Raw genomic sequence first — 20,611 nt, 5'->3', positions numbered from 1 at the left:
TGCAAGAAGAGCGTGATGAACCAGAATATTCGCATACGCCTGAAAGCGTTCGATCACCGTGTGCTCGATACCTCCACCAAGGAGATCGTGCAGACGGCGCGCCGGACGGGGGCACAGGTCCGAGGGCCGGTCCCGCTTCCGACCCGTATTGAACGCTACACAGTGAACCGTTCGCCGCACATCGATAAGAAGAGCCGCGAGCAGTTCGAAATTCGTACGCATAAGCGGCTCCTCGACATTGTCGACCCGACGCCGCAGACGGTGGACGCGCTGATGAAGCTCGATCTTGCCGCCGGCGTGGATGTCGAGATCAAGCTCTGATTTTGAGCTTGGTTGTTTTGAGTTTTGACGAGGGCCTGAGGGCGGAAGGGTAGAGCGATGCGTTCGGCGATCATCGCAAAGAAGATCGGGATGACCCGCATCTATAACGATGCGGGCGAGCATGTGCCGGTGACGGTGCTGGCGCTCGACGGCTGCCAGGTCGTGGCACAGCGGACGGCCGAACGCGACGGCTATGTGGCGCTTCAGCTTGGCGCCGGTCGCGCTAAGGCGAAGAACACCACGAAGGCGATGCGCGGCCATTTCGCGAAGGCGAATGTCGAGCCGAAGCGTGCGCTCGCGGAGTGCCGTGTGTCTCAGGACAACCTCATCGAGGTGGGCGCGGAGATCACCGCCGACCATTTCGTGGAGGGGCAGTTCGTCGACGCCACGGGTACGTCGATCGGTAAGGGTTTCGCCGGTGCCATGAAGCGGCACAATTTCGGCGGCCTTCGCGCCTCTCACGGCGTGTCGATCTCGCACCGTAGCCACGGCTCGGTCGGCCAGTGCCAGGATCCCGGCAAGATCTTCAAAGGCAAGAAGATGGCGGGTCATATGGGCAATGTCCGTGTGACCACGCAGAACCTCACGATCGCGCGTGTTGACGCCGATCGCGGGCTGGTCCTCGTGAAGGGCGCCGTCCCGGGCTCCAAGGGGTCTTGGGTTATGATCCGCGATGCGGTGAAGAAGGCGACGCCGGACGGCATTCCGATGCCGGGTGCGTTCCGCATGCCCGAGAGCGACGAGGCCCCGGCCGAAGAGGCTGCCGGCGCCGCGCCGGCCGATGTCACCGAGGTCGTCAACGAGGCGCCCGCAGCTGGTGACGATACGAACAAGGGTGATGCGTGATGGACATTACGGTCAAAACGCTCGCCGGTGAGGACGCGGGTACCGTTACGTTGCCCGATGAGACGTTTGGTTTGGAGCCCCGTGCGGACATTCTCCACCGTGTCGTGCGCTGGCAGCTGGCTCGTCGCCAGGCCGGCACGCACAAGGTGAAGAGTCGCGGCGAGATCAACGCCACCGGCAAGAAGATGTACCGCCAGAAGGGGACGGGCCGCGCTCGTCACTCCGACAAGAAGGCGACGCAGTTCCGTGGCGGCGCGAAGCCCCACGGGCCGAAGGTTCGCGATCATTCGCACGAGCTGCCGAAGAAGGTTCGTCAGCTCGGCCTGCGTCTCGCGCTGTCGGCCAAGGCGAAGAACGAGGGCATCATCGTCCTCGACCGCGCAGCGATCGACGAGCTGAAGACGAAGGCGCTGCGCACGCAGTTCGCGGCGCTGGGCGTGTCGAACGCGCTGGTGATCGACGCCGACGTCGACGCGAACTTTGCCAAGGCGGCGCGCAATATTCCGATGGTGGACGTGCTGCCGGTCGCCGGCCTCAACGTCTACGACATCATGCGTCGTGACACGCTGGTGCTGACCCGCTCGGCCCTCGAGGGCATCGAAGCGCGTCTCGCCGGTGCCGGCGCTGCGGCCCTGACGGCCGCCGAAGGGGAGGCGGCCTGATGGCGATCGCGCTCAACCATTATGACGTCATCGTCTCTCCGGTGATTACCGAGAAGTCGACCGAGGCGTCCGAGAACAACCAGATCGTCTTCCGCGTGTCGAAGGCGGCGTCGAAGCCCGAGATCAAGGCCGCTGTCGAAGCGCTCTTTTCGGTGAAGGTGACGGCCGTCAACACGCTGGTGCGCAAGGGCAAGGTGAAGCGCTTCCGCGGCGTCAAAGGACGTCAGTCGGATGTGAAGCACGCTGTCGTGACGCTCGCCGACGGTCAATCCATCGACGTGACGACGGGGCTTTAATCCGATGGCACTGAAGACTTTCAATCCGACGTCCCCGGGCCAGCGCCAGCTCGTCATCGTCAAGCGGGACGGCCTTTACAAGGGCAAGCCCGAGAAGTCGCTGACCGAGGGTCTGTCGAAGTCCGGCGGCCGCAACAATGTCGGCCGCAAGACGAGCCGGCATCGTGGCGGCGGTCACAAGCGGACCTATCGCATCGTCGATTTCAAGCGTCGCAAGTTCGACGTTCCGGCGACGGTTGAGCGGCTCGAGTACGACCCGAACCGTTCGGCGTTCATCGCGCTGGTGAAGTATCAGGACGGCGAGCTGTCCTACATTCTCGCGCCGCAGCGCCTTTCGGTGGGTGACACCGTCGTGGCCGGTGCGAAGGTTGACGTGAAGCCGGGCAACGCGATGCCGCTTTCGGCGATCCCCGTTGGCACCATCATCCACAATGTGGAGATGAAGCCGATGAAGGGTGGTCAGATCGCCCGCGCCGCCGGCGGCTACGCGCAGCTCGTCGGTCGTGATGGCGGTTATGCGGTGCTTCGCCTTCAGTCGGGTGAGCAGCGCCGCGTTCCGGGTGCCTGCATGGCCACCTGTGGCGCGGTGTCGAACCCCGATCACGGCAACATCAATCTCTCGAAGGCAGGCCGTTCGCGTTGGCTCGGCCGTCGCCCGCAGACGCGCGGTGTCGCGATGAACCCGTTCGACCACCCCCATGGTGGTGGTGAGGGTCGCACGTCCGGCGGTCGTCACCCTGTGACGCCGTGGGGCCAGCCGACCAAGGGCAAGCGCACGCGCTCCAACAAGTCGACGGACAAGTACATCGTCCGCTCGCGTCACGCACGGAAGAAGTAAATGACTCGCTCAGTCTGGAAAGGTCCGTTCGTCGACGGATACCTCCTGAAGAAGGCGGAGAAGGTCCGCGAGAGCGGTCGCAACGAGGTCATCAAGATCTGGTCGCGTCGCTCGACCGTTCTGCCGCACTTCGTTGGTCTGACATTTGGCGTCTACAATGGTCAGAAGCACGTCCCCGTGCTCGTGACCGAAGACATGGTTGGCCACAAGTTCGGTGAGTTTTCGCCGACGCGCACGTACTACGGGCACGGTGCCGACAAGAAGGCGAAGAGGAAGTAATGGGTAAGGCAAAACGCCCCCGCGTCCTCGCCGAGACCGAGGCACGCGCGGTAAACAAGATGATCCGGGTCAGCCCCCAGAAGCTCAATCTGGTCGCGGCAATGATCCGTGGGAAGCCGGTTTCCAAGGCGCTCTCCGATCTGGAGTTCAGCCGCAAGCGGATCGCAGTCGACGTGCGTAAGACGCTCGAGTCGGCGATCGCAAATGCGGAGAACAACCACGATCTCGACGTCGACGCCCTGGTCGTGAAAGAAGCCTTCGTTGGCAAAGCGCTTGTGATGAAGCGCTTCCGCCCGCGTGGCCGTGGCCGCGTCGGTGGCATCGAGAAGCCGTTTTCGCACCTCACGATCGTGGTGCGTGAAGTTGAGGAGGCGGCCTGATGGGTCAGAAGGTTTCCCCGATCGGGCTCCGGCTCGGCATCAACCGCACCTGGGATTCGCGCTGGTACGCGGAGGGCGGCGAATACGGCAAGCTGCTGCATGAGGATATTGCGATCCGCAAGATGCTCATGAAGGAGCTGAAGCAGGCCGCGGTTTCGAAGATCGTGATCGAGCGCCCGCACAAGAAGTGCCGTGTGACGATCCATTCGGCGCGTCCGGGTGTCGTGATCGGCAAGAAGGGCGCCGATATCGACCGCCTGCGCAAGAAGGTGTCGGCGATGACCGACTCCGAGGTGCACATCAACATCGTCGAGGTCCGCAAGCCGGAAGTTGACGCGACGCTGGTGGCCGCTTCGATTGCGCAGCAGCTCGAGCGCCGTATCGCGTTCCGCCGCGCCATGAAGCGTGCGGTGCAGACCGCGATGCGCATGGGCGCTGGCGGCATCCGCATCAATTGCGGCGGTCGTCTCGGCGGCGCGGAAATCGCGCGGACCGAGTGGTATCGCGAAGGCCGTGTGCCGCTGCACACGCTGCGTGCCGACATCGACTATGGCGTTGCCACGGCCGAGACGGCGTACGGCACGTGTGGCGTCAAGGTTTGGATCTTCAAGGGCGAGATCCTGGAGCACGACCCGATGGCGTCCGAACGGCGCGCCACCGAGGCGTCGAACCAGGGTTCGTCCGGTCGTCGACGCGGTGATGACCGCGGCGATCGCGGCTGAGGGGAGCGGTAATCGATGTTGCAGCCGAAACGGACCAAGTTCCGCAAGCAGCACAAGGGCCGCATCCATGGCGTCGCGAAGGGGGGCACCGAGCTCAACTTTGGCGCCTTCGGCCTGAAGGCAATGGAGCCGGAGCGGGTGACCGCCCGGCAGATCGAAGCAGCCCGTCGGGCCATGACGCGTCACATGAAGCGTCAGGGTCGCGTGTGGATCCGTATCTTCCCCGACCTGCCGGTGTCGAAGAAGCCGACCGAAGTGCGTATGGGTAAGGGTAAGGGCTCGGTCGAGTATTGGGCCGCCCGGGTGCATCCCGGCCGGATCATGTTCGAGATCGACGGCGTGTCCGAGGAGATCGCGCGTGAGGCGTTCCGTCTCGCCGGTGCGAAGCTCCCGATCAAGACGCGCTTCGTCCAGCGGATTGCGGAGTAGATGATGCGGGCCGAAGATGTGCGCGCGAAGACGTCCGACGAGCTCGTCGACCAGCTTCGCGATCTGAAGAAAGAGCAGTTCAACCTGCGTTTCCAGCGTGCCACCGGGCAGCTTGAGAATACGGCGCGGGTGCGTGTGATCCGCCGCGATATTGCGCGGATCAAGACGATTTTGGGCCAGCGCCGGGCCGCGGACGCCGCGGCGTCCAAGGCCGAGTGAGGGTTTAGATGCCGAAGCGTAACCTTGAAGGGATCGTGACCTCCGACAAGGGCAACAAGACGATTGTTGTCTCCGTCGAGCGGCGCTTTGCCCACCCGTTGTTGAAGAAGACCGTGCGTCGCTCGAAGAGCTATCACGCGCACGACGAGACGAACCGCTATCACGTCGGTGATCGGGTTCGGATCGAGGAATGCCGCCCGGTTTCCAAGCTGAAATCGTGGCGGGTCGTCGGTGCGCTGACGCCGGCTGGTGTGCTGATCACCTCCGACGCCGAAGCGCAGGCCGCTGCGGCGGCCGTCTCTGCCGCGGGTGGTGACGCCCAGGCGGTCGAGAAGGCGGCACATGATGCGGAAACGCATGTCGGAGACGAGAAGGCGTAAGTCTTCCGCTCCGGTGTGAACCGCACCGATTTCGTGATCTGGAGCGCTAGAGGAGGGAAACCTCCTCTAGCGGTTTACTTGAGTGCCGGACCGTTGATGGCGGTCCCAACATGAGATGAAGTTATGATCCAGATGCAGACTAACCTCGCCGTCGCCGACAATTCCGGCGCACGCCGGGTCATGTGCATCAAGGTGCTGGGCGGCTCGAAGCGGAAATACGCCTCGGTCGGGGACATCATCGTGGTGTCCGTGAAAGAGGCGAGCCCGCGTGGTCGCGTCAAGAAAGGCGACGTGGCGAAGGCCGTCGTCGTGCGTACGGCGAAGGACATCAAACGGGCCGACGGCTCGGTGATCCGCTTCGACGGCAACGCGGCTGTCCTTGTGAACAACAACAAGGAGCCCCTTGGCACCCGCATCTTTGGGCCTGTCCCCCGCGAGCTGCGCCAGTCGAACCACATGAAGATTATTTCGCTCGCGCCGGAGGTTTTGTAGATGGCCGCGAAGATTCGGAAAGGCGACCGCGTCGTCGTCCTCGCCGGCCGCGACAAGGGCAAGTCCGGTCAGGTGACCAAGGTGATGCCGAAAGAGGGCCGCGCCCTCGTCGCCGGCGTCAATATCGTTCAACGCCATACGCGTCAGAGTGCGCAGTCCGAGGGTGGGATCATCGCGAAGTCCGCGCCGATCAACCTGTCGAACATCGCGCTCGAAGACCCGAAGGACGGCAAGCCGACCCGTGTCGGTTTCCGCGTCAACGACGATGGCACGAAAGTGCGCTTTGCGAAGCGCTCGGGGGAGGTGATCGATGGCTGATGTCATGGACGCGCCGGAGACCGTCGGACTCCCGGAAGGCTATGAGCCGCGTTTTGCGAAGCTCTATCGCGAGAAGGTCGTTCCCGGCCTGCAAGAGAAGTTCGAGTATTCGAACCCGATGATGATCCCCAGCCTCGACAAGGTGGTGATCAACATGGGTGTCGGCGAGGCGACGGCGGACAGCCGCAAGGTCCAGTCGGCGATGAAAGATCTCGCGTTGATCGCGGGTCAGGCGCCGGTGATGACGCGGGCGAAGAACTCGATCGCGGGCTTCAAGGTCCGTGAGCAGATGCCGCTCGGCTGCAAGGTCACGCTGCGTCGGCAGAAAATGTTCGAGTTCCTTGATCGTTTCGTCACGATCGCGCTTCCGCGTGTGAAGGACTTCCGGGGTCTCAACCCGAAGAGCTTCGACGGACGGGGCAACTTCGCCTGTGGCGTGAAGGAACATCTGGTGTTCCCCGAGATCATCTACGACAAGGTGGATCAGGTCTGGGGTATGGACATCATCGTGGCGACGACCGCCAAGACGGACGAAGAAGCGCGCGAAATGCTGCGGCTTTTCAACTTTCCGTTTCGGCAGTAGGGGACGAGACATGGCCAAGAAAGGCAAGATCGAGAACAACGCCAAGCGGATGAAGCTCGTCGATCAGTATGCGGCGAAGCGGGCGGCTCTGCTCGAGATCACGAAGAACCAGGAGCTCCCGATGGAGGAGCGCTTCGCGGCTCAGCTGAAGCTTGCAGAGCTTCCCCGTAATTCGGCCCCGACTCGCGTGAAGAACCGTTGCGAAGTGACGGGTCGTCCGAAGGCGTACTATCGCAAGCTCAAGATGAGCCGTATTGCGCTGCGCGAACTGGGCTCTGCCGGCAAGGTGCCGGGCCTCGTGAAGTCGAGCTGGTAAGGCAACGGCATGAATCTGACTGATCCTCTTGGTGATATGCTGACGCGTATCCGGAACGCCCAGATGCGTAAGCGTTCAAGCGTTCAGACGCCGGGCTCCAAGCTTCGCGTTAACGTTCTCGATGTTCTGAAGTCCGAGGGCTACATTCGTGGCTACTCGGTGACCACCCACGAAAATGGGCGGTCCGAGATCGACATCGAGCTCAAATATTATGACGGCGCGCCCGTGATCCGCGAGATCAAGCGCGTGTCCAAGCCTGGCCGCCGGGTGTATTCCTCGGTGACCACGCTGCCGCGGGTCCGCGACGGCCTCGGCATTTCCATCCTGTCGACGTCGAAAGGCGTCATGAGTGAGCACCAGGCGCGCGACGAAAATGTCGGCGGTGAAGTGCTCTGCCAAATCTTCTAAGGGGGCGGGCATGTCACGTATTGGCAAGCTGGCGGTACCGATCCCCAAAGGGGTGACCGCCAAGGTCGACGGGCAGACGGTGACGGTGAAGGGACCGAAGGGCGAATTGTCCTTCACGGTTCCCGATCTGGTCTCGGTCAAAGAGACCGAGGACGGCATCAAGGTCGACCCGGTGAATGAGGAGCAGAAGGCGCGCGCCCTTTGGGGGCTGTCGCGCACGATGATCGCGAACCTCGTCACGGGGACGACCGACGGCTTCTCGAAGGCGCTTCAGATCAACGGCGTCGGTTACCGCGCGGCCATCCAGGGCAAGGATCTTGTTCTGGCGCTCGGCTACTCGCACGACGTGAAGTATGCGATCCCCGACGGGATCGACATCAAGTGTCCGAAGCCGACCGAGATCGTCGTGTCCGGGATCGACAAGCAGCGTGTGGGTCAGGTCGCGGCCGAGATCCGCAAATGGCGTCCGCCGGAGCCCTATAAGGGCAAGGGCGTGAAGTATGCGGACGAAACGATCGTGCGCAAGGAAGGTAAGAAGAAGTGAGCCGGGAACGCATTCGCTCCGATCGGCGTCGCGCACGCGTTCGCCGTCAACTCAAGGTGGCTGCTTATGGCCGTCCGCGCCTTTCTATCTTTCGTTCGTCTGCGAACATCTATGCGCAGGTGATCGACGACGAGGCGGGCCGCACCGTGGCGTCCGCTTCGACGCTCGAGAAGGACCTGCGCGGCGAACTGAAGACGGGCGCCGACATGGCGGCTGCGGCGCGCGTCGGTGCGCTGATCGCCGAGCGCGCCAAGGCGGCGGGCGTCGATAAGGTCATTTTCGACCGTGGCGATCGCCTCTATCACGGACGTCTGAAGGCGCTGGCCGATGCCGCGCGTGAAGGCGGGCTCGAGTTTTAACGCCCGGTACGCGGGGCACCGAACGGCCGGGAAGGGGTAAGTATGGCAGACGAACGTAGGGGTCGCCGGCGCGACCGCGACGACGAAGACAACGAGTTCACCGACAAGCTCGTACACATCAACCGTGTGGCGAAAGTGGTGAAGGGCGGCCGGCGCTTCGGTTTTGCGGCGCTGGTCGTTGTTGGCGACACGAAGGGCCGGGTCGGCTTCGGCCACGGCAAGGCGCGTGAAGTGCCGGAAGCGATCCGCAAGGCGACCGATTCGGCGAAGCGCACGCTCATCCGCGTGCCGCTGCGCGAGGGTCGGACGCTTCACCATGACGTCGCGGGCCGTTGGGGCGCGGGGAAGGTCTTCTTGCGTGCGGCGCCTCCGGGCACCGGCATCATCGCGGGTGGTCCGATGCGCGCCGTGTTCGAGACGCTGGGCGTCCACGACATCGTGGCGAAGTCGCTCGGCTCCTCGAACCCGTACAACATGATCCGGGCGACGTTCGAGGCGCTGAAGGATCAGGATTCGCCGCGTTCGGTCGCGGCGCGTCGCGGTCTCAAGGTGTCGGCGCTTCAGGCCCGCCGCCGTGATGCCGAGCACGACGCTCCCGTCGCCGACGGCAGCGACGAGAATCAGGCGGAGATGGCCTGATGCCCGACATTCGTGAGACCGAAGGGGCGAAGGCGGCGAAGGCCGCCGGTCGCCCGGTGATCACGGTCGAGCAGATCGGCAGCCCGATCCGCCGTCCGGCTGAACAGCGCCAGACCCTCGCGGGTCTCGGCCTCAACAAAATGCATCGTCGTCGCGTGCTCGAAGACACGCCTGCGGTGCGCGGTATGATCCACAAGGTCCGTCACCTTGTGCGGATCGTGGAGGCGTAAATGAAGCTTTCCGATCTTCGTGACAATCCGGGCGCGGCGAAGCCTAAGCGTCGTCTCGCGCGCGGTATCGGCTCCGGTCGCGGTAAGACCGCGGGCCGCGGTGTGAAGGGTCAGAAGTCGCGTTCGGGCGTGGCCATCAAGGGCTTTGAGGGCGGGCAGATGCCCATCCACATGCGCTTGCCGAAGCGTGGCTTCAACAACATCTTCGCCAAGAGCTACAACACTGTCAGCCTCGGCCGCCTCCAGGAGGCGGTGGACGCTGGCAGGCTCGACGCCGGTTCGACCATCACGGTCGAGGCGCTCGTCGCCGCGGGCATCCTGCGTCGCGCCAAAGACGGCGTTCGCGTGCTGTCCGACGGTGAGCTGAAGGCGGGTCTGAAGCTTTCGGTCGCGGGTGCCTCCAAGGCGGCGATCGAGGCGGTGGAGAAGGCCGGCGGCTCCGTCGAGGTTCTCGACAAGAAGCCAGCGGCCGACGCCGAGGGTTGATCCCAAACCCGGCCGGTTCCCCCGGCCGGGTTTTTTGTTCGTGGGGTGCCCGCTCACTCTGGACCAGGCGGGGAGACGTTCGCGTCTCGGTTCCGGCGGTCGTGCGTGGGGTGGGGCTCGCGAGCGTTTTCCCGATGGCGGTCGCCATCTGGCAAGCGCTCTTTCACAATGACTGGATGCGGAGCGCCGCTGGCTCGTGGGGCCGCGGCCGGCCCGCGTGGGAAGTGAGTGAGCGATGAACGTGCTCGGTTATGCGGCGCTGGCGCTCGTGGCCGGTGTCGGCATTCCGGTGATGGCGGCGATGAATGGCGGGCTCGGCGCCCGCATTGGGAGCCCGGTCCTTGCGGCGGTGCTCCTCATCGGCGTCGCCTTTCTGTGCATCTGCGCGGCGCTCCTCGTGTCGGGCCTACCGAGTGGGGGGATCGCCTGGCCGGCGCCGACGATTTCCTATGCCGCCGGCTTCTTCGTCGCGCTCTATGTCTTGTCGATCACGTTCCTCGCGCCGCGTTTCGGTGTCGCGAACGCGATCTTTTTCGTGCTTCTCGGTCAGCTCGTGTCGGCGGCCCTTATCGATCATTTCGCGCTGTTCGGTGCGCCGCACGTCCCGCTGGGCCTGAAGCGGACGCTCGGTCTCGCGCTGATGGCGTTCGGCGTCTTCCTCGCCCGCAAGCCGCTTTGAGGCGGTTGGGACACGATGTCGGTCGACGCGATGCTTGATAAGTGCGAAAGCATGTTGATATGGGGGGAGGCCGTGGGGCATCCGTCCGCGGTCAATCCAATCGTGCGTGGAGATCGTGACCGACTCGCGTAGAAGCGTGGCCTTGACCGATGTCGTCTCGCGACGCGTCGGGCGCCTTTACGGAACATGGCGATCTGCCAACACATTTTTTTGAGTCTCGGAGCCGCTCATGGCGTCAGCCGCCGAACAACTTGCCGCCAATCTCAACTTCAAGGCATTCGCCAAGGCCGATGAGCTCAAGAAGCGCATCTGGTTCACCCTTGGCGCGCTGATCGTCTACCGGCTCGGAACCTACATTCCGCTGCCGGGGATCGATCCGGTGGCGTTGGAGGCGGCGTTCAACCAAGCGCAGTCCGGGCTCCTCGGGATGTTCAACGTGTTCGCCGGCGGCGCGGTGGGCCGTATGGCGATCTTTGCGCTCGGCATCATGCCGTACATTTCGGCCTCGATTATCATCCAGCTTCTGACGACGGTCGTGCCTCGGCTCGAGCAGTTGAAGAAGGAGGGCGAGCAGGGCCGCAAGGTCATCAACCAGTACACGCGGTACGGCACCGTGATTCTGGCGACCGTGCAGGCCTATGGCATCTCGATCGGGCTCGAGACGGCGGGCGACATCGTCATCGATCCGGGCCTGTTCTTCCGATTCACCACCGTGGTGACGCTGGTCGGCGGCACGATGTTCCTGATGTGGCTCGGCGAGCAGATCACCTCGCGCGGCGTCGGCAACGGTATCTCGTTGATCATCTTCGCTGGCATCATCGCCGGTCTCCCGACCGCGATCGCGGGGATGCTGGAGCTCGGGCGACAGGGGGCTTTGTCAACACCGATCATCCTCGGTGTGATGATCATGGCGGTCGTGGTCATCGGCTTCATCGTGTTCGTGGAGCGTGCGCAGCGCCGGCTGTTGATCCAGTATCCGCGCCGTCAGGTCGGAAACCGGATGTTCCAGGGCGATTCCTCGCATCTGCCGCTGAAGCTCAACACGGCTGGCGTGATTCCGCCGATCTTCGCGTCCTCGCTGCTCCTCGTGCCGGCGACGCTGACGAGCTTCGGCTCCAATGATGGCACCGGGTTCCTCGGCACCGTCCAGGCGCTGCTCGGCCACGGGCAGCCGCTTTACATGCTGGTCTATGCCAGCTTGATCGTATTCTTCGCCTTCTTCTACACGGCGATCGTGTTCAATCCGGCCGACACGGCGGACAATCTGAAGAAGCACGGTGGCTACATTCCCGGCATCCGGCCTGGTGAGCGGACCGCGCAATATATCGACTTTGTGCTGACGCGAATCACCGTGGTGGGTGCCATCTATCTGGTGATCATCTGCCTCTTGCCGGAGTTCATGATCTCGGCGACGGCGGTTCCGTTCTACTTCGGTGGCACATCGCTGCTGATCGTCGTGAGCGTGACCATGGACACGGTGGCTCAGGTCCAGGGACACCTTTTGGCCCATCAGTACGAGGGTCTCGTGAAGAAGGCCAAACTTAAAGGGAAGCGTCGATGAGGTTGATTCTGCTGGGCCCACCGGGCGCGGGGAAGGGGACCCAGGCCAAGCGGCTGATGGAGCGGGACGGAATTCCGCAGCTTTCGACCGGCGATATGCTGCGGGCGGCAGTGAAGGCCGAGACCCCGATCGGCCTCAAGGCGAAGGACATCATGGCCCGCGGTGATCTCGTTCCCGACGACGTCGTGGTGCGGATTGTCGAGGACCGGATCACCGAGCCGGACTGTGGCAACGGCTTCATTCTGGACGGGTTTCCGCGGACGGTGGCACAGGCCGAGGCGCTCGAGACGATGCTCGCGGCGCATGGCTTGGAGCTCGACGCGGTCGTCGAGCTCAAGGTGGACGAAGAGGCGCTGGCGGCCCGTGTCGAGAATCGGGCGCGCGAATCGGGCGAGGCCGTTCGCGACGACGACACGGTGGAAGCGTTGAAGCACCGCATGTCGGTCTATCGCGCGCAAACCGCCCCGCTGATCGACCATTATGCGCATACCGGGAAGCTGGTAGCCGTTGACGGTATGCAAGAGATCGATGCGGTTTCTGCGCAGATCGAGGGTATTCTCGGTAAAGTGCGCAACGGAGCGGTCGGAGCGGCCGGATAAAGTCTTGACGGGGGGCTTGCACAACGCTAGGCAGGCTCCCTAACTGGAGGAGTCGCGGAGCTTGCTGCTTTCGCGCATCTGGTTCAGGGCACCAAACCCCAAAGCGTCATGGCTGGTCGCGCCGTCGCCCAACGGCGGAGCCAGCCCGTTGCACGTTCGGAGCACAGGCGCGAATCGGGGCGACCTGATGGAATTTAGGCCGGCGGCGGGACCGGCAGTGGAGGCAAAGTGGCTCGTATCGCAGGCGTCAATATTCCAACCAACAAGCGCGTCGTCATCGCGCTGCAGTACATTCACGGCATCGGGCCGGCGAAGGCGAAAGAAATCGTCGACAAGGTGAACATCACCCCCGAACGCCGCGTCAACGAGCTGTCTGACGCCGAAGTGCTGCACGTGCGTGAGGTCATCGACCGCGACTATATGGTCGAAGGTGATCTGCGCCGTGAAACGGCGATGAACATCAAGCGGCTGATGGATCTCGGCTGCTATCGCGGTCTGCGCCATCGTCGCGGCCTGCCGGTTCGCGGTCAGCGCACGCATACCAATGCGCGCACCCGCAAGGGCCCGGCTAAGCCGATCGCCGGTAAGAAGAAGTAATTTTACGAGGTCCCGCTGGCTCCCCCAGCGGCTCGCTTGAAACGAGGAATTGAATGGCGAAGGAAGCCACGCGCGTTCGGCGCAGGGAGCGTAAGAACATCACGTCGGGCATCGCTCACGTGAACGCCTCCTTCAATAATACGAAGATCACCATCACCGACGCGCAGGGCAATGCCATCTCGTGGTCGTCCTCCGGGGCGATGGGCTTCAAGGGGTCGCGGAAATCGACCCCCTATGCCGCGCAGGTCGCTGCCGAAGACGCCGCCAAGAAGGCGTCCGAGCACGGCATGCGCACCCTCGAGGTCGAAGTGACGGGTCCGGGTTCGGGCCGTGAATCGGCGCTGCGTGCCCTTCAGGCCGCCGGCTTCACCATCACCTCGATTCGGGACGTGACGCCGATCCCGCACAACGGCTGCCGCCCGCCCAAGCGTCGCCGCGTCTGACGCTTTCGTCGCGACCGCCCGCGATCAATCCGGGTCGTGGGACAACAATGAGGCATTGATCCGTGACGACAAACCAAAAGAATTGGCAGGAGCTGATTCGCCCCAACAAGCTCGACGTGACGCCGGGTTACGATCCGAAGCGGATCGGCACGGTCGTCGCCGAGCCGCTCGAGCGTGGCTTCGGCCTGACGCTCGGCAATGCGCTTCGTCGCGTGCTGCTGTCCTCGCTTCAGGGTGCCGCCGTGACGTCGGTCCAGATCGATGGCGTGCTGCACGAATTCTCGTCGATGTCCGGTGTCCGTGAGGACGTGACCGACATCATTCTCAACGTGAAGGAAATCGCCGTCCGCATGTCGGGCGAGGGTCCGAAGCGTATGGTCCTGCGCAAGCAGGGGCCGGGCGCCGTGACCGCGGGCGATATCCAGACCGTCGGCGACGTGTCCATCCTGAACCCCGAGCATGTGCTGTGCACGCTCGACGAAGGGGCGGACATCCGCATGGAGTTCTCCGTCAACACCGGCAAGGGCTATGTCCCGGCGGACCGGAACCGTCCGGAAGACGCGGCGATCGGCCTCATCCCGGTCGACAGCCTCTATTCGCCGGTGAAGAAGGTCTCTTATCGCGTCGAGAACACCCGTGAGGGTCAGGTTCTCGACTACGACAAGCTGACGATGCAGGTCGAGACCGACGGTTCGCTGTCGCCCGAGGACGCCGTCGCGTATGCCGCGCGGATCCTTCAGGACCAGCTGTCGATCTTCGTGAACTTCGAGGAGCCGCAGAAGCCCGAGGTCCACGAGGACGTTCCCGAGCTCGCCTTCAACCCGGCGCTGCTTAAGAAGGTGGACGAGCTGGAGCTTTCGGTCCGCTCCGCGAACTGCCTGAAGAACGACAATATCGTCTATATCGGCGACCTCATCCAGAAGTCCGAGGCGGAAATGCTCCGCACGCCGAACTTCGGCCGCAAGTCGCTGAACGAGATCAAGGAAGTGCTGGCGCAGATGGGGCTCCACCTCGGCATGGAAGTGCCGAACTGGCCGCCCGACAACATCGAAGAGCTCGCCAAGCGCTACGAGGATCACCACTACTGAGATCAAAGCCCCGGTTCCGCCGGGGCTTTTCCCCTGTCCCGTCCGGCATGACGCCGGATCGGCACACCCGCGCGAACGCCGGAGCGCCCGGCAGCACCCAACACGGAGGACGCCATGCGTCATAAAAAGTCAGGTCGTAAGCTCAATCGCACGTCCAGCCACCGGCTGGCGATGTTCGCGAACATGTCCGCGTCGCTGATCAAGCACGAGCAGATCGTGACCACGCTGCCGAAGGCGAAGGAACTTCGCCCGTTCGTCGAGCGGCTCGTGACGCTCGCCAAGCGCGGCGACCTCCATGCCCGTCGTCAGGCCATCTCGAAGATTCGTGACAAGGATATGGTCGCGAAGCTCTTCGAGATTATCGGTCCGCGTTATGAGAGCCGCAATGGTGGCTACACGCGCATCATGAAGGCGGGCTTCCGCTATGGCGACAACGCGGCCCTCGCGGTCATCGAGTTCGTCGATCGCGACGAGGAGGCCCGTGGCGCCGAAGACCGTGCCCGCCTCGAGGCGGAGGAGGCGGAGGCGTAAGCCGCCTGCCTCGACCGGTTTCGGAACGAGAAAGGGCTGTACCGGGGATCCCCGGCACAGCCTTTTTTCTTTGGGCGCCGCACGGCGCTGGGGTGGGCGCGATCGGCTGGGGTGCCGGTGGCGTCCGGCACCCGTCAGCAAGGCGCTCGCCCCTCTCAGCGCCCGCGCATCAGGCGGACGCCGCGACGCGGTTGAGGTGGGCCTTGGCGAGAGTGGTGAGCTTCTCGTCGGCGGCTTCCTCTTCGGCGAGCGTTTCCCGTAGCAGCTTGGCGGAGCTCGTCTGACCGAGCTGCTCGGCCCAGGTGGCGAGGGTGCCATAGCGGCTCACCTCATAGTGCTCCACGGCCTGCGCAGCGGCGACCAAGGCGGCATCGAGGACTTGCGCGTCCTTCACTTCGCCGGTGACGCTGTCGGCTTCCTTGATGATGCCGTCGATCGCATCGCAGGTGACGCCCTTGGCCTTGGCGCCGATATTCGTAAAGACCTGTTCGAGACGCTCGATCTGATGACGGGTCTCGGTCAAGTGGTGCTCGAAGGCGTGCTTCAGCGCCGGGTCGCTGGCGGTCTCGACCATCTTCGGGAGCGCCTTCTCGATCTGGTGCTCCGCATAATAGATGTCTTGAAGGGTGTGGACGAAGAGATCATCCATCGTGCGGATATCTTTGGTGAACAGACCCATAGCCTGGTCTCCTTTGTGGCGTTTCGGCGCGAGGCGGCGCGTGCGCCGAAAGCGGGATCTCCGCTCCTGGCGGCGTTGTATGGAGCGCCGTTCGTTTGCCGTCTGGCTTCACCAACGCGAGGGCTGGCGGCGAAGTTCCGGGGAGAAATCCAGCGTAGCCGGCGATCCTGTGGAAACTTGCCGCTCGCCGCAGTTTTTATGGCCGCGGTGCGGACATGGAAAACCCGCCGGCGACGGATCGCGGCGGGTTCAAGGTTCACCTTCAAAAGGCGACGGCGTTTCTGCTGATCGACCCGTTGTCCGGGGCGATGGGAGGAGGGCACGGGCCGTGAGGCCCGGCCGCCCGGATCAGTTGAGACGCTGACGAACGGTCTCGATCGAGGAATCGACCATCTCGTTCGCTTTGTCGCCCGAGATCTTTTCGGTGAGGAGCTTGGTCGCAGCGGCGATCGCGAGATCGGCGGCGCGGCCACGCACCTCGGTGATCGCCTGCGCCTCGGCCTGGGCGATCTTGTTTTCCGCGGCCTTGGTTCGACGCTCCACCATGTCGCGAAGCTTCTCGTTGGCTTCCTCGGTCAGCCGACGAGCTTCCTTGCGGGCCTCCTCGACGATCGTTTCGGCCTCGGCTTCGGCATCGCGACGACGACGCTGATACTCGGCGAGAAGGGCTTGCGCTTCCTCGCGATTCTTCCGCGCCTCATCGAGCTCGTTCCGGATCCGATCGGACCGCGTATCGAGAAGGCCGAGGATCTTACGGGGAGCCCCGACGGCGATGATGAGGACGAAGAAGAGGATCAGGCCGACGAGGGCCCAAAAGGTATCGCTGCTAAGCACGGGTGGCCTCCGACTGGCGAACGGCTTCCGCCACGTCTGCTTCGGTCACCTGGATGCCGGTGAGGCGGTCCACGATCGCTCGTGTGGCCTCCGTGGCGATCTGGTTGACGTCGGCGAGGGCGGCGTCGCGACGGGCGACGATTTCAGCCTCCGCGTCCGCGATGCGGGCGTTGAGGGTCGCCTCGGTCTCCGCCTGCTGGCGGGCCTGCTCGGCCTTGATCTCGTCCCGCCGTTCTTGCGCGATTCCGTACGCCTTCTGGCGGGCTGTGGCGAGTTCCGCCTCGTAGGCCGCGATGACCTCGTCGGTCTCCCGTGAGAGGCGGTTCGCCTCCCCGAGGTCGCTCGCGATCCGATCGCGCCGGTCCTCCAAGATCCCGCCGACTTTGGGTACGACCAAGCGGTTGACGAAATAAAAGAGGATGCCGAACGCGATCGCCAGCCAGAAGATGTGCGACGGGAATGCGTCGATGTCGAAGGGCGGGAATAGGCTTTCTTCGCCGCCGTGAAGCGGCGTGTTCACCTGCGCATCGGTATGGGGCAGGGGAACGGAAACGCCCTCGGCATGCGCCGGTGTGGTCGTTTCCGCCTGGGCCAATTGTGTCGACATCACGCGCTCTCGGTTCGCGTCTTAGACGGCGAAGAGCAGCAAGAGGGCGATCAGCAGCGAGAAGATGCCGAGCGCTTCCGTCACCGCGAAGCCGAAGATCAGGCGGCCGAACTGGCCGTCAGCAGCCGACGGGTTGCGCAGAGCGCCCGACAGATACTGGGCGAACATGTTTCCGAGGCCGAGAGCAGTCCCGGCGAGGCCGAAACATGCCAGGCCGGCACCAAGATAACGGGCAGCTTCCGCTTCCATGGGGGGCTCCTTCGATTGCGCGTTCAGTATGCGCTTGGGGAAGATTAGTGGTGTGGGTGAACGGCGTCGTTCAGGTAGATACAGGTCAACACCGCGAAAACATAGGCCTGAAGCGCGGCCACGAGAAACTCGAGCGCGGTGATCGCCAAGGTCATCCCGAGCGGCAAAATCGCACCGAGAACCCCGATCGCACCGAATGCGCTCATCGACACCACGAACGCCGCGAACACCTTCAGCATGATGTGGCCGGCGAGCATGTTGGCGAAGAGACGGACGGACAGGCTGATCGGCCGCGAGAGGAACGAAATCACCTCGATCGCGGAGACCAGCGGAATGATGTAGCCGGGCACGCCCGACGGGACGAAGACCTTGAAGAAGGAGAGGCCATGCATGCGCAGGCCTGCGATCACGACGGTCAACATCACGATCATCGCCAGCGAGAACGTCACGATGAGCTGGCTGGTGATGGTGTAGAAATAGGGGAACATCCCGAGCATGTTCGCCACGAGGATGAACATGAAGAGCGAGAACACCAGCGGGAAGAAGCGCATACCGCCCGCACCGGCGGAGGAGCGCAGCATGTTCCCGGAGAACTCGTAAGCGAGCTCGGCGACATTCTGCCAGCGACCGGGCACGAGGGCGCGCTTGTTGGTCGGGAGCAGCATGAGAGCGAGCGTCAGAGCGGTCGCCACCAGCATGAACAACGACACGTTGGTGAACGACAGGTCCACGCCACCGACGTTGATGTCGATCAGCGGTTTAACTTCGAACTGGTGGATGGGGTCGAGCCCACCGCCTTCTGCCGTTGCCACGTTGTGATCCGTCGCTCGCAATTGTGCCCCGAGGGGCAGATTCAGGGACGCGACACCCGTTCAGGTGTCGTCGGGGGGTCTCTTGCCGATTTGCGGCGACTGAATCAAGCCCGCCGAACGCAAAACATTGAGGATGCCGGCTACGAAGCCAAGAAGAAGGAACACGATCATGAACCATGGCGTGGTTCCAAGCCCCCAATCGGCCAAATAGCCGAGGGCCAGGCCGACGACGATCGCGCTGATAAACTCGGTAGAGAGACGGAACGCCGCAGCATAGCCAACCATAGAACTGCGGGCATAGCGGGCGTTCTCCGCGTCTTCCGCGGCTTTATGCGCGTCGAGCGTATTTCGAAGCTTCTCGCGCCGTGCGTCAAATTGGTCGCCTGTCATCGGATTGGGCCGCGTTCGTTGATCGGGGAGTGCATAGCGGATTTAGGGCGCGGCGATCGCGATGCGGAGGGGGGGCGGCTCTTGAGCGCGTCCGAGACGCGATGAAACGCCGCAAGATCGGCGCGGGTCAATTCTCCGGCTCGGCGGAGAGGCGAGTCTTGAGGTCTGCGATTCGCTTGTAGCTCTCCACGATTCGCGCCAACAGCCGCGGATCCTCGTTCGCCGCCTGGCGGATGCGGCGATGGAGCGTCGCGACGAGATCCTGACCGGGCGCCGCGCCGCCGGCGAAGACGAGAATGTCGTTGCCCGCGAGGATCGCCTGGGCCGTCGTCTCCACCGGATCGCCGAGCGCCTCGATCGCGCCCATCTCGAGATCGTCGGAGATCACGACCCCCTGATAGCCGAGCGTTTCGCGCAGGAGCCCGTCGATGATCTGCGGCGAGAGGCTCGCGGGGAGGGGAAGGGCGCTCTCCGCCTCGTGGAGGGGATCGGTGAGGTCGTTGGCGACCGGCCGCGTGGGGGCGCGGACGATGCGCTCGTCGACCGCGGCGGCCTGGAGGGCCGGCGTCTCGTCCGGCACCTCGGCGAAGGTCGCGGTCGTCGGCGGAATGTCCGGCGGCATGTCGAGGTGAACGTGGCTGACGAGCACCATGTCGGCGAGGCCTTCGGCCATCAGCTTCTCATAGGGGACGAGTTCGTCCTCCGCCCAGGTCTCGGAAATGTCGACGAACCCCTCATGCGTGTCGGCGCGGGAGGAGCCGTGGCCCGGAAAGTGTTTGAGCGCGGTGAGGACGCCGGCCGCGTGATGGGCCTCGATGAAGGCGCGGGCATAGTCGGTCACGATGGCCGGATCGTCGGAATAGGCGCGGCCGAGCCGGGTGATCACCGGGTTGTCGCGCTCCACCGCGAGATCGACGACGGGCGCGAGGTTGAGATTGAACCCCCAGGCGGCGAGATTCTCGGCGAGGCGCTCATAGACGATGCTCGCGCGGTCGAGCCGGTTCATGCCGATGGCGCGCGCCGAGGGCGTCTCCTGAAAGCCGACCGCCTTGGTGAGCCGCTCGACGCGGCCGCCCTCCTGATCGACCGCGAGGAGGACCGGACGATCCGGCGAGGCGGCGCGAAACGCCTCGGTCATCCGTTTGACGGCATCGGCGTCGCTGATGTTCTGCCCGAAGAAGAGGACACCGCCGAGCCGCCCGGCGGCGATATGGCGGGCGATGAGATTGGTGCCGGCCTCGTCGACATCGTCGCCGGTGAAGCCGACCATCAGCATCTGGCCGATCATCGTCTCCAGCGAGGCGCCGTCCGGGCCGATCGGTTCGCCAGGCCGCGGCGGGCGCGGCCCTTGATAAGGGCCGACGGTCGCGATCGCGGCACGGGCGGTGGGGCTCATCGGATGGGGATGGGGGATCGGCTCGCGGTGCCCACCATCGGGGCCGACGAGCGCGGTCGCGGCTCCGCTCTCCTCCGCCGCCGCAGCCGGTGCGGCCGTGGTCGCCGTCTCCGCCGACGCAGCCGCCGCGGCCGGGCCTGCGATCGAGATCGACGCATCCGCGATCACCGCGAAGGCGAGGCTCGCGATTGAGGCTTTCGTCAAGGCGGTCCGGAGCGTCAGCGTCATCTGTCTCGTCGTTTTATCGGGCTTGCGGCCGTACGGAGGCGTTGGCTCGTCCCGTTCTCGGTGCGCACACGTCATTCGCGGACGACCATCGTTGATACGGCGTCCCGACCAGCGCCACGGCCATCATCGATCGCGTTGTCGACGGATATGTCCGCTTATCCCTCGTCTCGG

Annotated in this window: 34 protein-coding genes and 1 pseudogene; 28 read left to right on the top strand and 7 right to left on the bottom strand. The window is 64.2% G+C overall.

Going from position 1 to position 20,611, the window contains the following annotated elements; all coding sequences use genetic code 11:
* Positions 1-12 precede the first annotated feature (12 nt).
* From rpsJ to rplQ, 28 genes and pseudogenes are all read left to right on the top strand, one after another.
* Positions 13-321, top strand: a complete 309-nt coding sequence (rpsJ, locus tag L1787_RS14725) for a 30S ribosomal protein S10 (RefSeq protein WP_235709588.1) — start codon at positions 13-15, stop codon at positions 319-321.
* Between the two features lie 57 nt (positions 322-378).
* A complete protein-coding gene (rplC, locus tag L1787_RS14720; RefSeq protein ID WP_235709587.1) occupies positions 379-1,167 on the top strand; it encodes a 50S ribosomal protein L3 in 789 nt (262 codons plus the stop codon).
* Positions 1,167-1,829, top strand: a complete 663-nt coding sequence (gene rplD, locus L1787_RS14715) for a 50S ribosomal protein L4 (RefSeq protein WP_235709586.1) — start codon at positions 1,167-1,169, stop codon at positions 1,827-1,829. The genes rplC and rplD overlap by 1 nt, the downstream gene beginning before the upstream one ends.
* A complete protein-coding gene (locus L1787_RS14710; RefSeq protein WP_235709585.1) occupies positions 1,829-2,125 on the top strand; it encodes a 50S ribosomal protein L23 in 297 nt (98 codons plus the stop codon). The genes rplD and L1787_RS14710 overlap by 1 nt, the downstream gene beginning before the upstream one ends.
* 4 nt (positions 2,126-2,129) lie before the next feature.
* Positions 2,130-2,963 carry a 50S ribosomal protein L2 gene (rplB, locus tag L1787_RS14705; protein WP_235709584.1) on the top strand — a complete coding sequence of 278 codons (834 nt, stop codon included), beginning with the start codon at positions 2,130-2,132 and terminating at the stop codon, positions 2,961-2,963.
* Positions 2,964-3,242: a 30S ribosomal protein S19 gene (gene rpsS / locus L1787_RS14700; RefSeq protein WP_235709583.1), complete on the top strand. Its 279-nt coding sequence runs from the start codon at positions 2,964-2,966 to the stop codon at positions 3,240-3,242.
* Entirely contained in the window at positions 3,242-3,622 is a 381-nt protein-coding gene (gene rplV, locus L1787_RS14695; protein WP_235709582.1) for a 50S ribosomal protein L22, read from the top strand. Before rpsS ends, rplV begins: the two co-directional genes overlap by 1 nt.
* A complete protein-coding gene (gene rpsC / locus L1787_RS14690) occupies positions 3,622-4,344 on the top strand; it encodes a 30S ribosomal protein S3 (protein ID WP_235709581.1) in 723 nt (240 codons plus the stop codon). Before rplV ends, rpsC begins: the two co-directional genes overlap by 1 nt.
* A gap of 15 nt (positions 4,345-4,359) precedes the next feature.
* Positions 4,360-4,773 (top strand): 50S ribosomal protein L16, encoded by a 414-nt coding sequence (gene rplP / locus L1787_RS14685; protein ID WP_235709580.1) that lies wholly within the window; start codon positions 4,360-4,362, stop codon positions 4,771-4,773.
* Positions 4,774-4,776: 3 nt separating this feature from the next.
* Positions 4,777-4,992, top strand: a complete 216-nt coding sequence (rpmC, locus tag L1787_RS14680; protein WP_235710049.1) for a 50S ribosomal protein L29 — start codon at positions 4,777-4,779, stop codon at positions 4,990-4,992.
* 8 nt (positions 4,993-5,000) lie between these two features.
* A pseudogene (rpsQ, locus tag L1787_RS14675) lies at positions 5,001-5,228 on the top strand (30S ribosomal protein S17); the annotation flags it as partial.
* A 267-nt stretch (positions 5,229-5,495) separates the two neighbouring features.
* Positions 5,496-5,864, top strand: a complete 369-nt coding sequence (gene rplN / locus L1787_RS14670; protein ID WP_235709579.1) for a 50S ribosomal protein L14 — start codon at positions 5,496-5,498, stop codon at positions 5,862-5,864.
* Positions 5,865-6,182, top strand: coding sequence for a 50S ribosomal protein L24 (gene rplX, locus L1787_RS14665; RefSeq protein ID WP_235709578.1), 318 nt, complete (start codon positions 5,865-5,867; stop codon positions 6,180-6,182).
* A gap of 4 nt (positions 6,183-6,186) precedes the next feature.
* Entirely contained in the window at positions 6,187-6,765 is a 579-nt protein-coding gene (rplE, locus tag L1787_RS14660) for a 50S ribosomal protein L5 (protein WP_235710048.1), read from the top strand.
* A gap of 10 nt (positions 6,766-6,775) precedes the next feature.
* Positions 6,776-7,081: a 30S ribosomal protein S14 gene (gene rpsN, locus L1787_RS14655; RefSeq protein WP_235709577.1), complete on the top strand. Its 306-nt coding sequence runs from the start codon at positions 6,776-6,778 to the stop codon at positions 7,079-7,081.
* Between the two features lie 9 nt (positions 7,082-7,090).
* Positions 7,091-7,489 carry a 30S ribosomal protein S8 gene (gene rpsH, locus L1787_RS14650; protein ID WP_235709576.1) on the top strand — a complete coding sequence of 133 codons (399 nt, stop codon included), beginning with the start codon at positions 7,091-7,093 and terminating at the stop codon, positions 7,487-7,489.
* Positions 7,490-7,499: 10 nt separating this feature from the next.
* Positions 7,500-8,033, top strand: a complete 534-nt coding sequence (rplF, locus tag L1787_RS14645; RefSeq protein ID WP_235709575.1) for a 50S ribosomal protein L6 — start codon at positions 7,500-7,502, stop codon at positions 8,031-8,033.
* Positions 8,030-8,392: a 50S ribosomal protein L18 gene (gene rplR / locus L1787_RS14640; RefSeq protein WP_235709574.1), complete on the top strand. Its 363-nt coding sequence runs from the start codon at positions 8,030-8,032 to the stop codon at positions 8,390-8,392. The genes rplF and rplR overlap by 4 nt, the downstream gene beginning before the upstream one ends.
* A gap of 42 nt (positions 8,393-8,434) precedes the next feature.
* Complete coding sequence (gene rpsE, locus L1787_RS14635; RefSeq protein ID WP_235709573.1) at positions 8,435-9,031, top strand: 30S ribosomal protein S5; 597 nt, start codon at positions 8,435-8,437, stop codon at positions 9,029-9,031.
* Positions 9,031-9,261: a 50S ribosomal protein L30 gene (gene rpmD, locus L1787_RS14630; protein ID WP_235709572.1), complete on the top strand. Its 231-nt coding sequence runs from the start codon at positions 9,031-9,033 to the stop codon at positions 9,259-9,261. The genes rpsE and rpmD overlap by 1 nt, the downstream gene beginning before the upstream one ends.
* Complete coding sequence (gene rplO / locus L1787_RS14625; RefSeq protein ID WP_235709571.1) at positions 9,262-9,747, top strand: 50S ribosomal protein L15; 486 nt, start codon at positions 9,262-9,264, stop codon at positions 9,745-9,747.
* Between the two features lie 235 nt (positions 9,748-9,982).
* Positions 9,983-10,426, top strand: a complete 444-nt coding sequence (locus L1787_RS14620; RefSeq protein WP_235709570.1) for a DMT family transporter — start codon at positions 9,983-9,985, stop codon at positions 10,424-10,426.
* Between the two features lie 229 nt (positions 10,427-10,655).
* On the top strand, positions 10,656-11,987 hold the full coding sequence (secY, locus tag L1787_RS14615; protein ID WP_235709569.1) for a preprotein translocase subunit SecY: 1,332 nt from the start codon (positions 10,656-10,658) through the stop codon (positions 11,985-11,987).
* Positions 11,984-12,586: an adenylate kinase gene (locus L1787_RS14610; RefSeq protein WP_235709568.1), complete on the top strand. Its 603-nt coding sequence runs from the start codon at positions 11,984-11,986 to the stop codon at positions 12,584-12,586. The genes secY and L1787_RS14610 overlap by 4 nt, the downstream gene beginning before the upstream one ends.
* Positions 12,587-12,814: 228 nt before the next feature.
* Entirely contained in the window at positions 12,815-13,183 is a 369-nt protein-coding gene (gene rpsM, locus L1787_RS14605; protein WP_235709567.1) for a 30S ribosomal protein S13, read from the top strand.
* Between the two features lie 53 nt (positions 13,184-13,236).
* The gene (gene rpsK, locus L1787_RS14600; RefSeq protein ID WP_075219881.1) at positions 13,237-13,626 is read left to right on the top strand and encodes a 30S ribosomal protein S11; all 390 of its coding nucleotides are present in this window, start codon (positions 13,237-13,239) and stop codon (positions 13,624-13,626) included.
* A gap of 62 nt (positions 13,627-13,688) precedes the next feature.
* A complete protein-coding gene (locus tag L1787_RS14595) occupies positions 13,689-14,714 on the top strand; it encodes a DNA-directed RNA polymerase subunit alpha (RefSeq protein WP_108661487.1) in 1,026 nt (341 codons plus the stop codon).
* Between the two features lie 114 nt (positions 14,715-14,828).
* Positions 14,829-15,245 carry a 50S ribosomal protein L17 gene (gene rplQ, locus L1787_RS14590; protein WP_235709566.1) on the top strand — a complete coding sequence of 139 codons (417 nt, stop codon included), beginning with the start codon at positions 14,829-14,831 and terminating at the stop codon, positions 15,243-15,245.
* Positions 15,246-15,414: 169 nt separating this feature from the next.
* Here rplQ and L1787_RS14585 read toward each other — a convergent pair whose 3' ends face one another.
* From L1787_RS14585 to L1787_RS14555, 7 genes are all read right to left on the bottom strand, one after another.
* Positions 15,415-15,924 (bottom strand): YciE/YciF ferroxidase family protein, encoded by a 510-nt coding sequence (locus tag L1787_RS14585; RefSeq protein WP_235709565.1) that lies wholly within the window; start codon positions 15,922-15,924, stop codon positions 15,415-15,417.
* Positions 15,925-16,272: 348 nt separating this feature from the next.
* Positions 16,273-16,758 (bottom strand): F0F1 ATP synthase subunit B, encoded by a 486-nt coding sequence (gene atpF, locus L1787_RS14580; protein WP_235709564.1) that lies wholly within the window; start codon positions 16,756-16,758, stop codon positions 16,273-16,275.
* A complete protein-coding gene (locus L1787_RS14575) occupies positions 16,751-17,365 on the bottom strand; it encodes a F0F1 ATP synthase subunit B (RefSeq protein WP_235709563.1) in 615 nt (204 codons plus the stop codon). The genes atpF and L1787_RS14575 overlap by 8 nt, the downstream gene beginning before the upstream one ends.
* A 21-nt stretch (positions 17,366-17,386) precedes the next feature.
* Complete coding sequence (locus L1787_RS14570; protein WP_108661482.1) at positions 17,387-17,614, bottom strand: F0F1 ATP synthase subunit C; 228 nt, start codon at positions 17,612-17,614, stop codon at positions 17,387-17,389.
* A gap of 44 nt (positions 17,615-17,658) precedes the next feature.
* Entirely contained in the window at positions 17,659-18,426 is a 768-nt protein-coding gene (locus L1787_RS14565; RefSeq protein ID WP_235709562.1) for a F0F1 ATP synthase subunit A, read from the bottom strand.
* A gap of 60 nt (positions 18,427-18,486) precedes the next feature.
* Complete coding sequence (locus tag L1787_RS14560; protein ID WP_235709561.1) at positions 18,487-18,816, bottom strand: AtpZ/AtpI family protein; 330 nt, start codon at positions 18,814-18,816, stop codon at positions 18,487-18,489.
* 127 nt (positions 18,817-18,943) lie between these two features.
* Positions 18,944-20,440: a glycoside hydrolase family 3 N-terminal domain-containing protein gene (locus L1787_RS14555; protein ID WP_235709560.1), complete on the bottom strand. Its 1,497-nt coding sequence runs from the start codon at positions 20,438-20,440 to the stop codon at positions 18,944-18,946.
* Positions 20,441-20,611: the final 171 nt, after the last annotated feature.

The sequence above is a fragment of the Acuticoccus kalidii genome, from assembly GCF_021556395.1.
GTDB lineage: Bacteria > Pseudomonadota > Alphaproteobacteria > Rhizobiales > Amorphaceae > Acuticoccus > Acuticoccus kalidii.
Note: the sequence above shows the minus strand (reverse complement) of the source record. Positions and strands in the feature narration are given on the sequence as shown.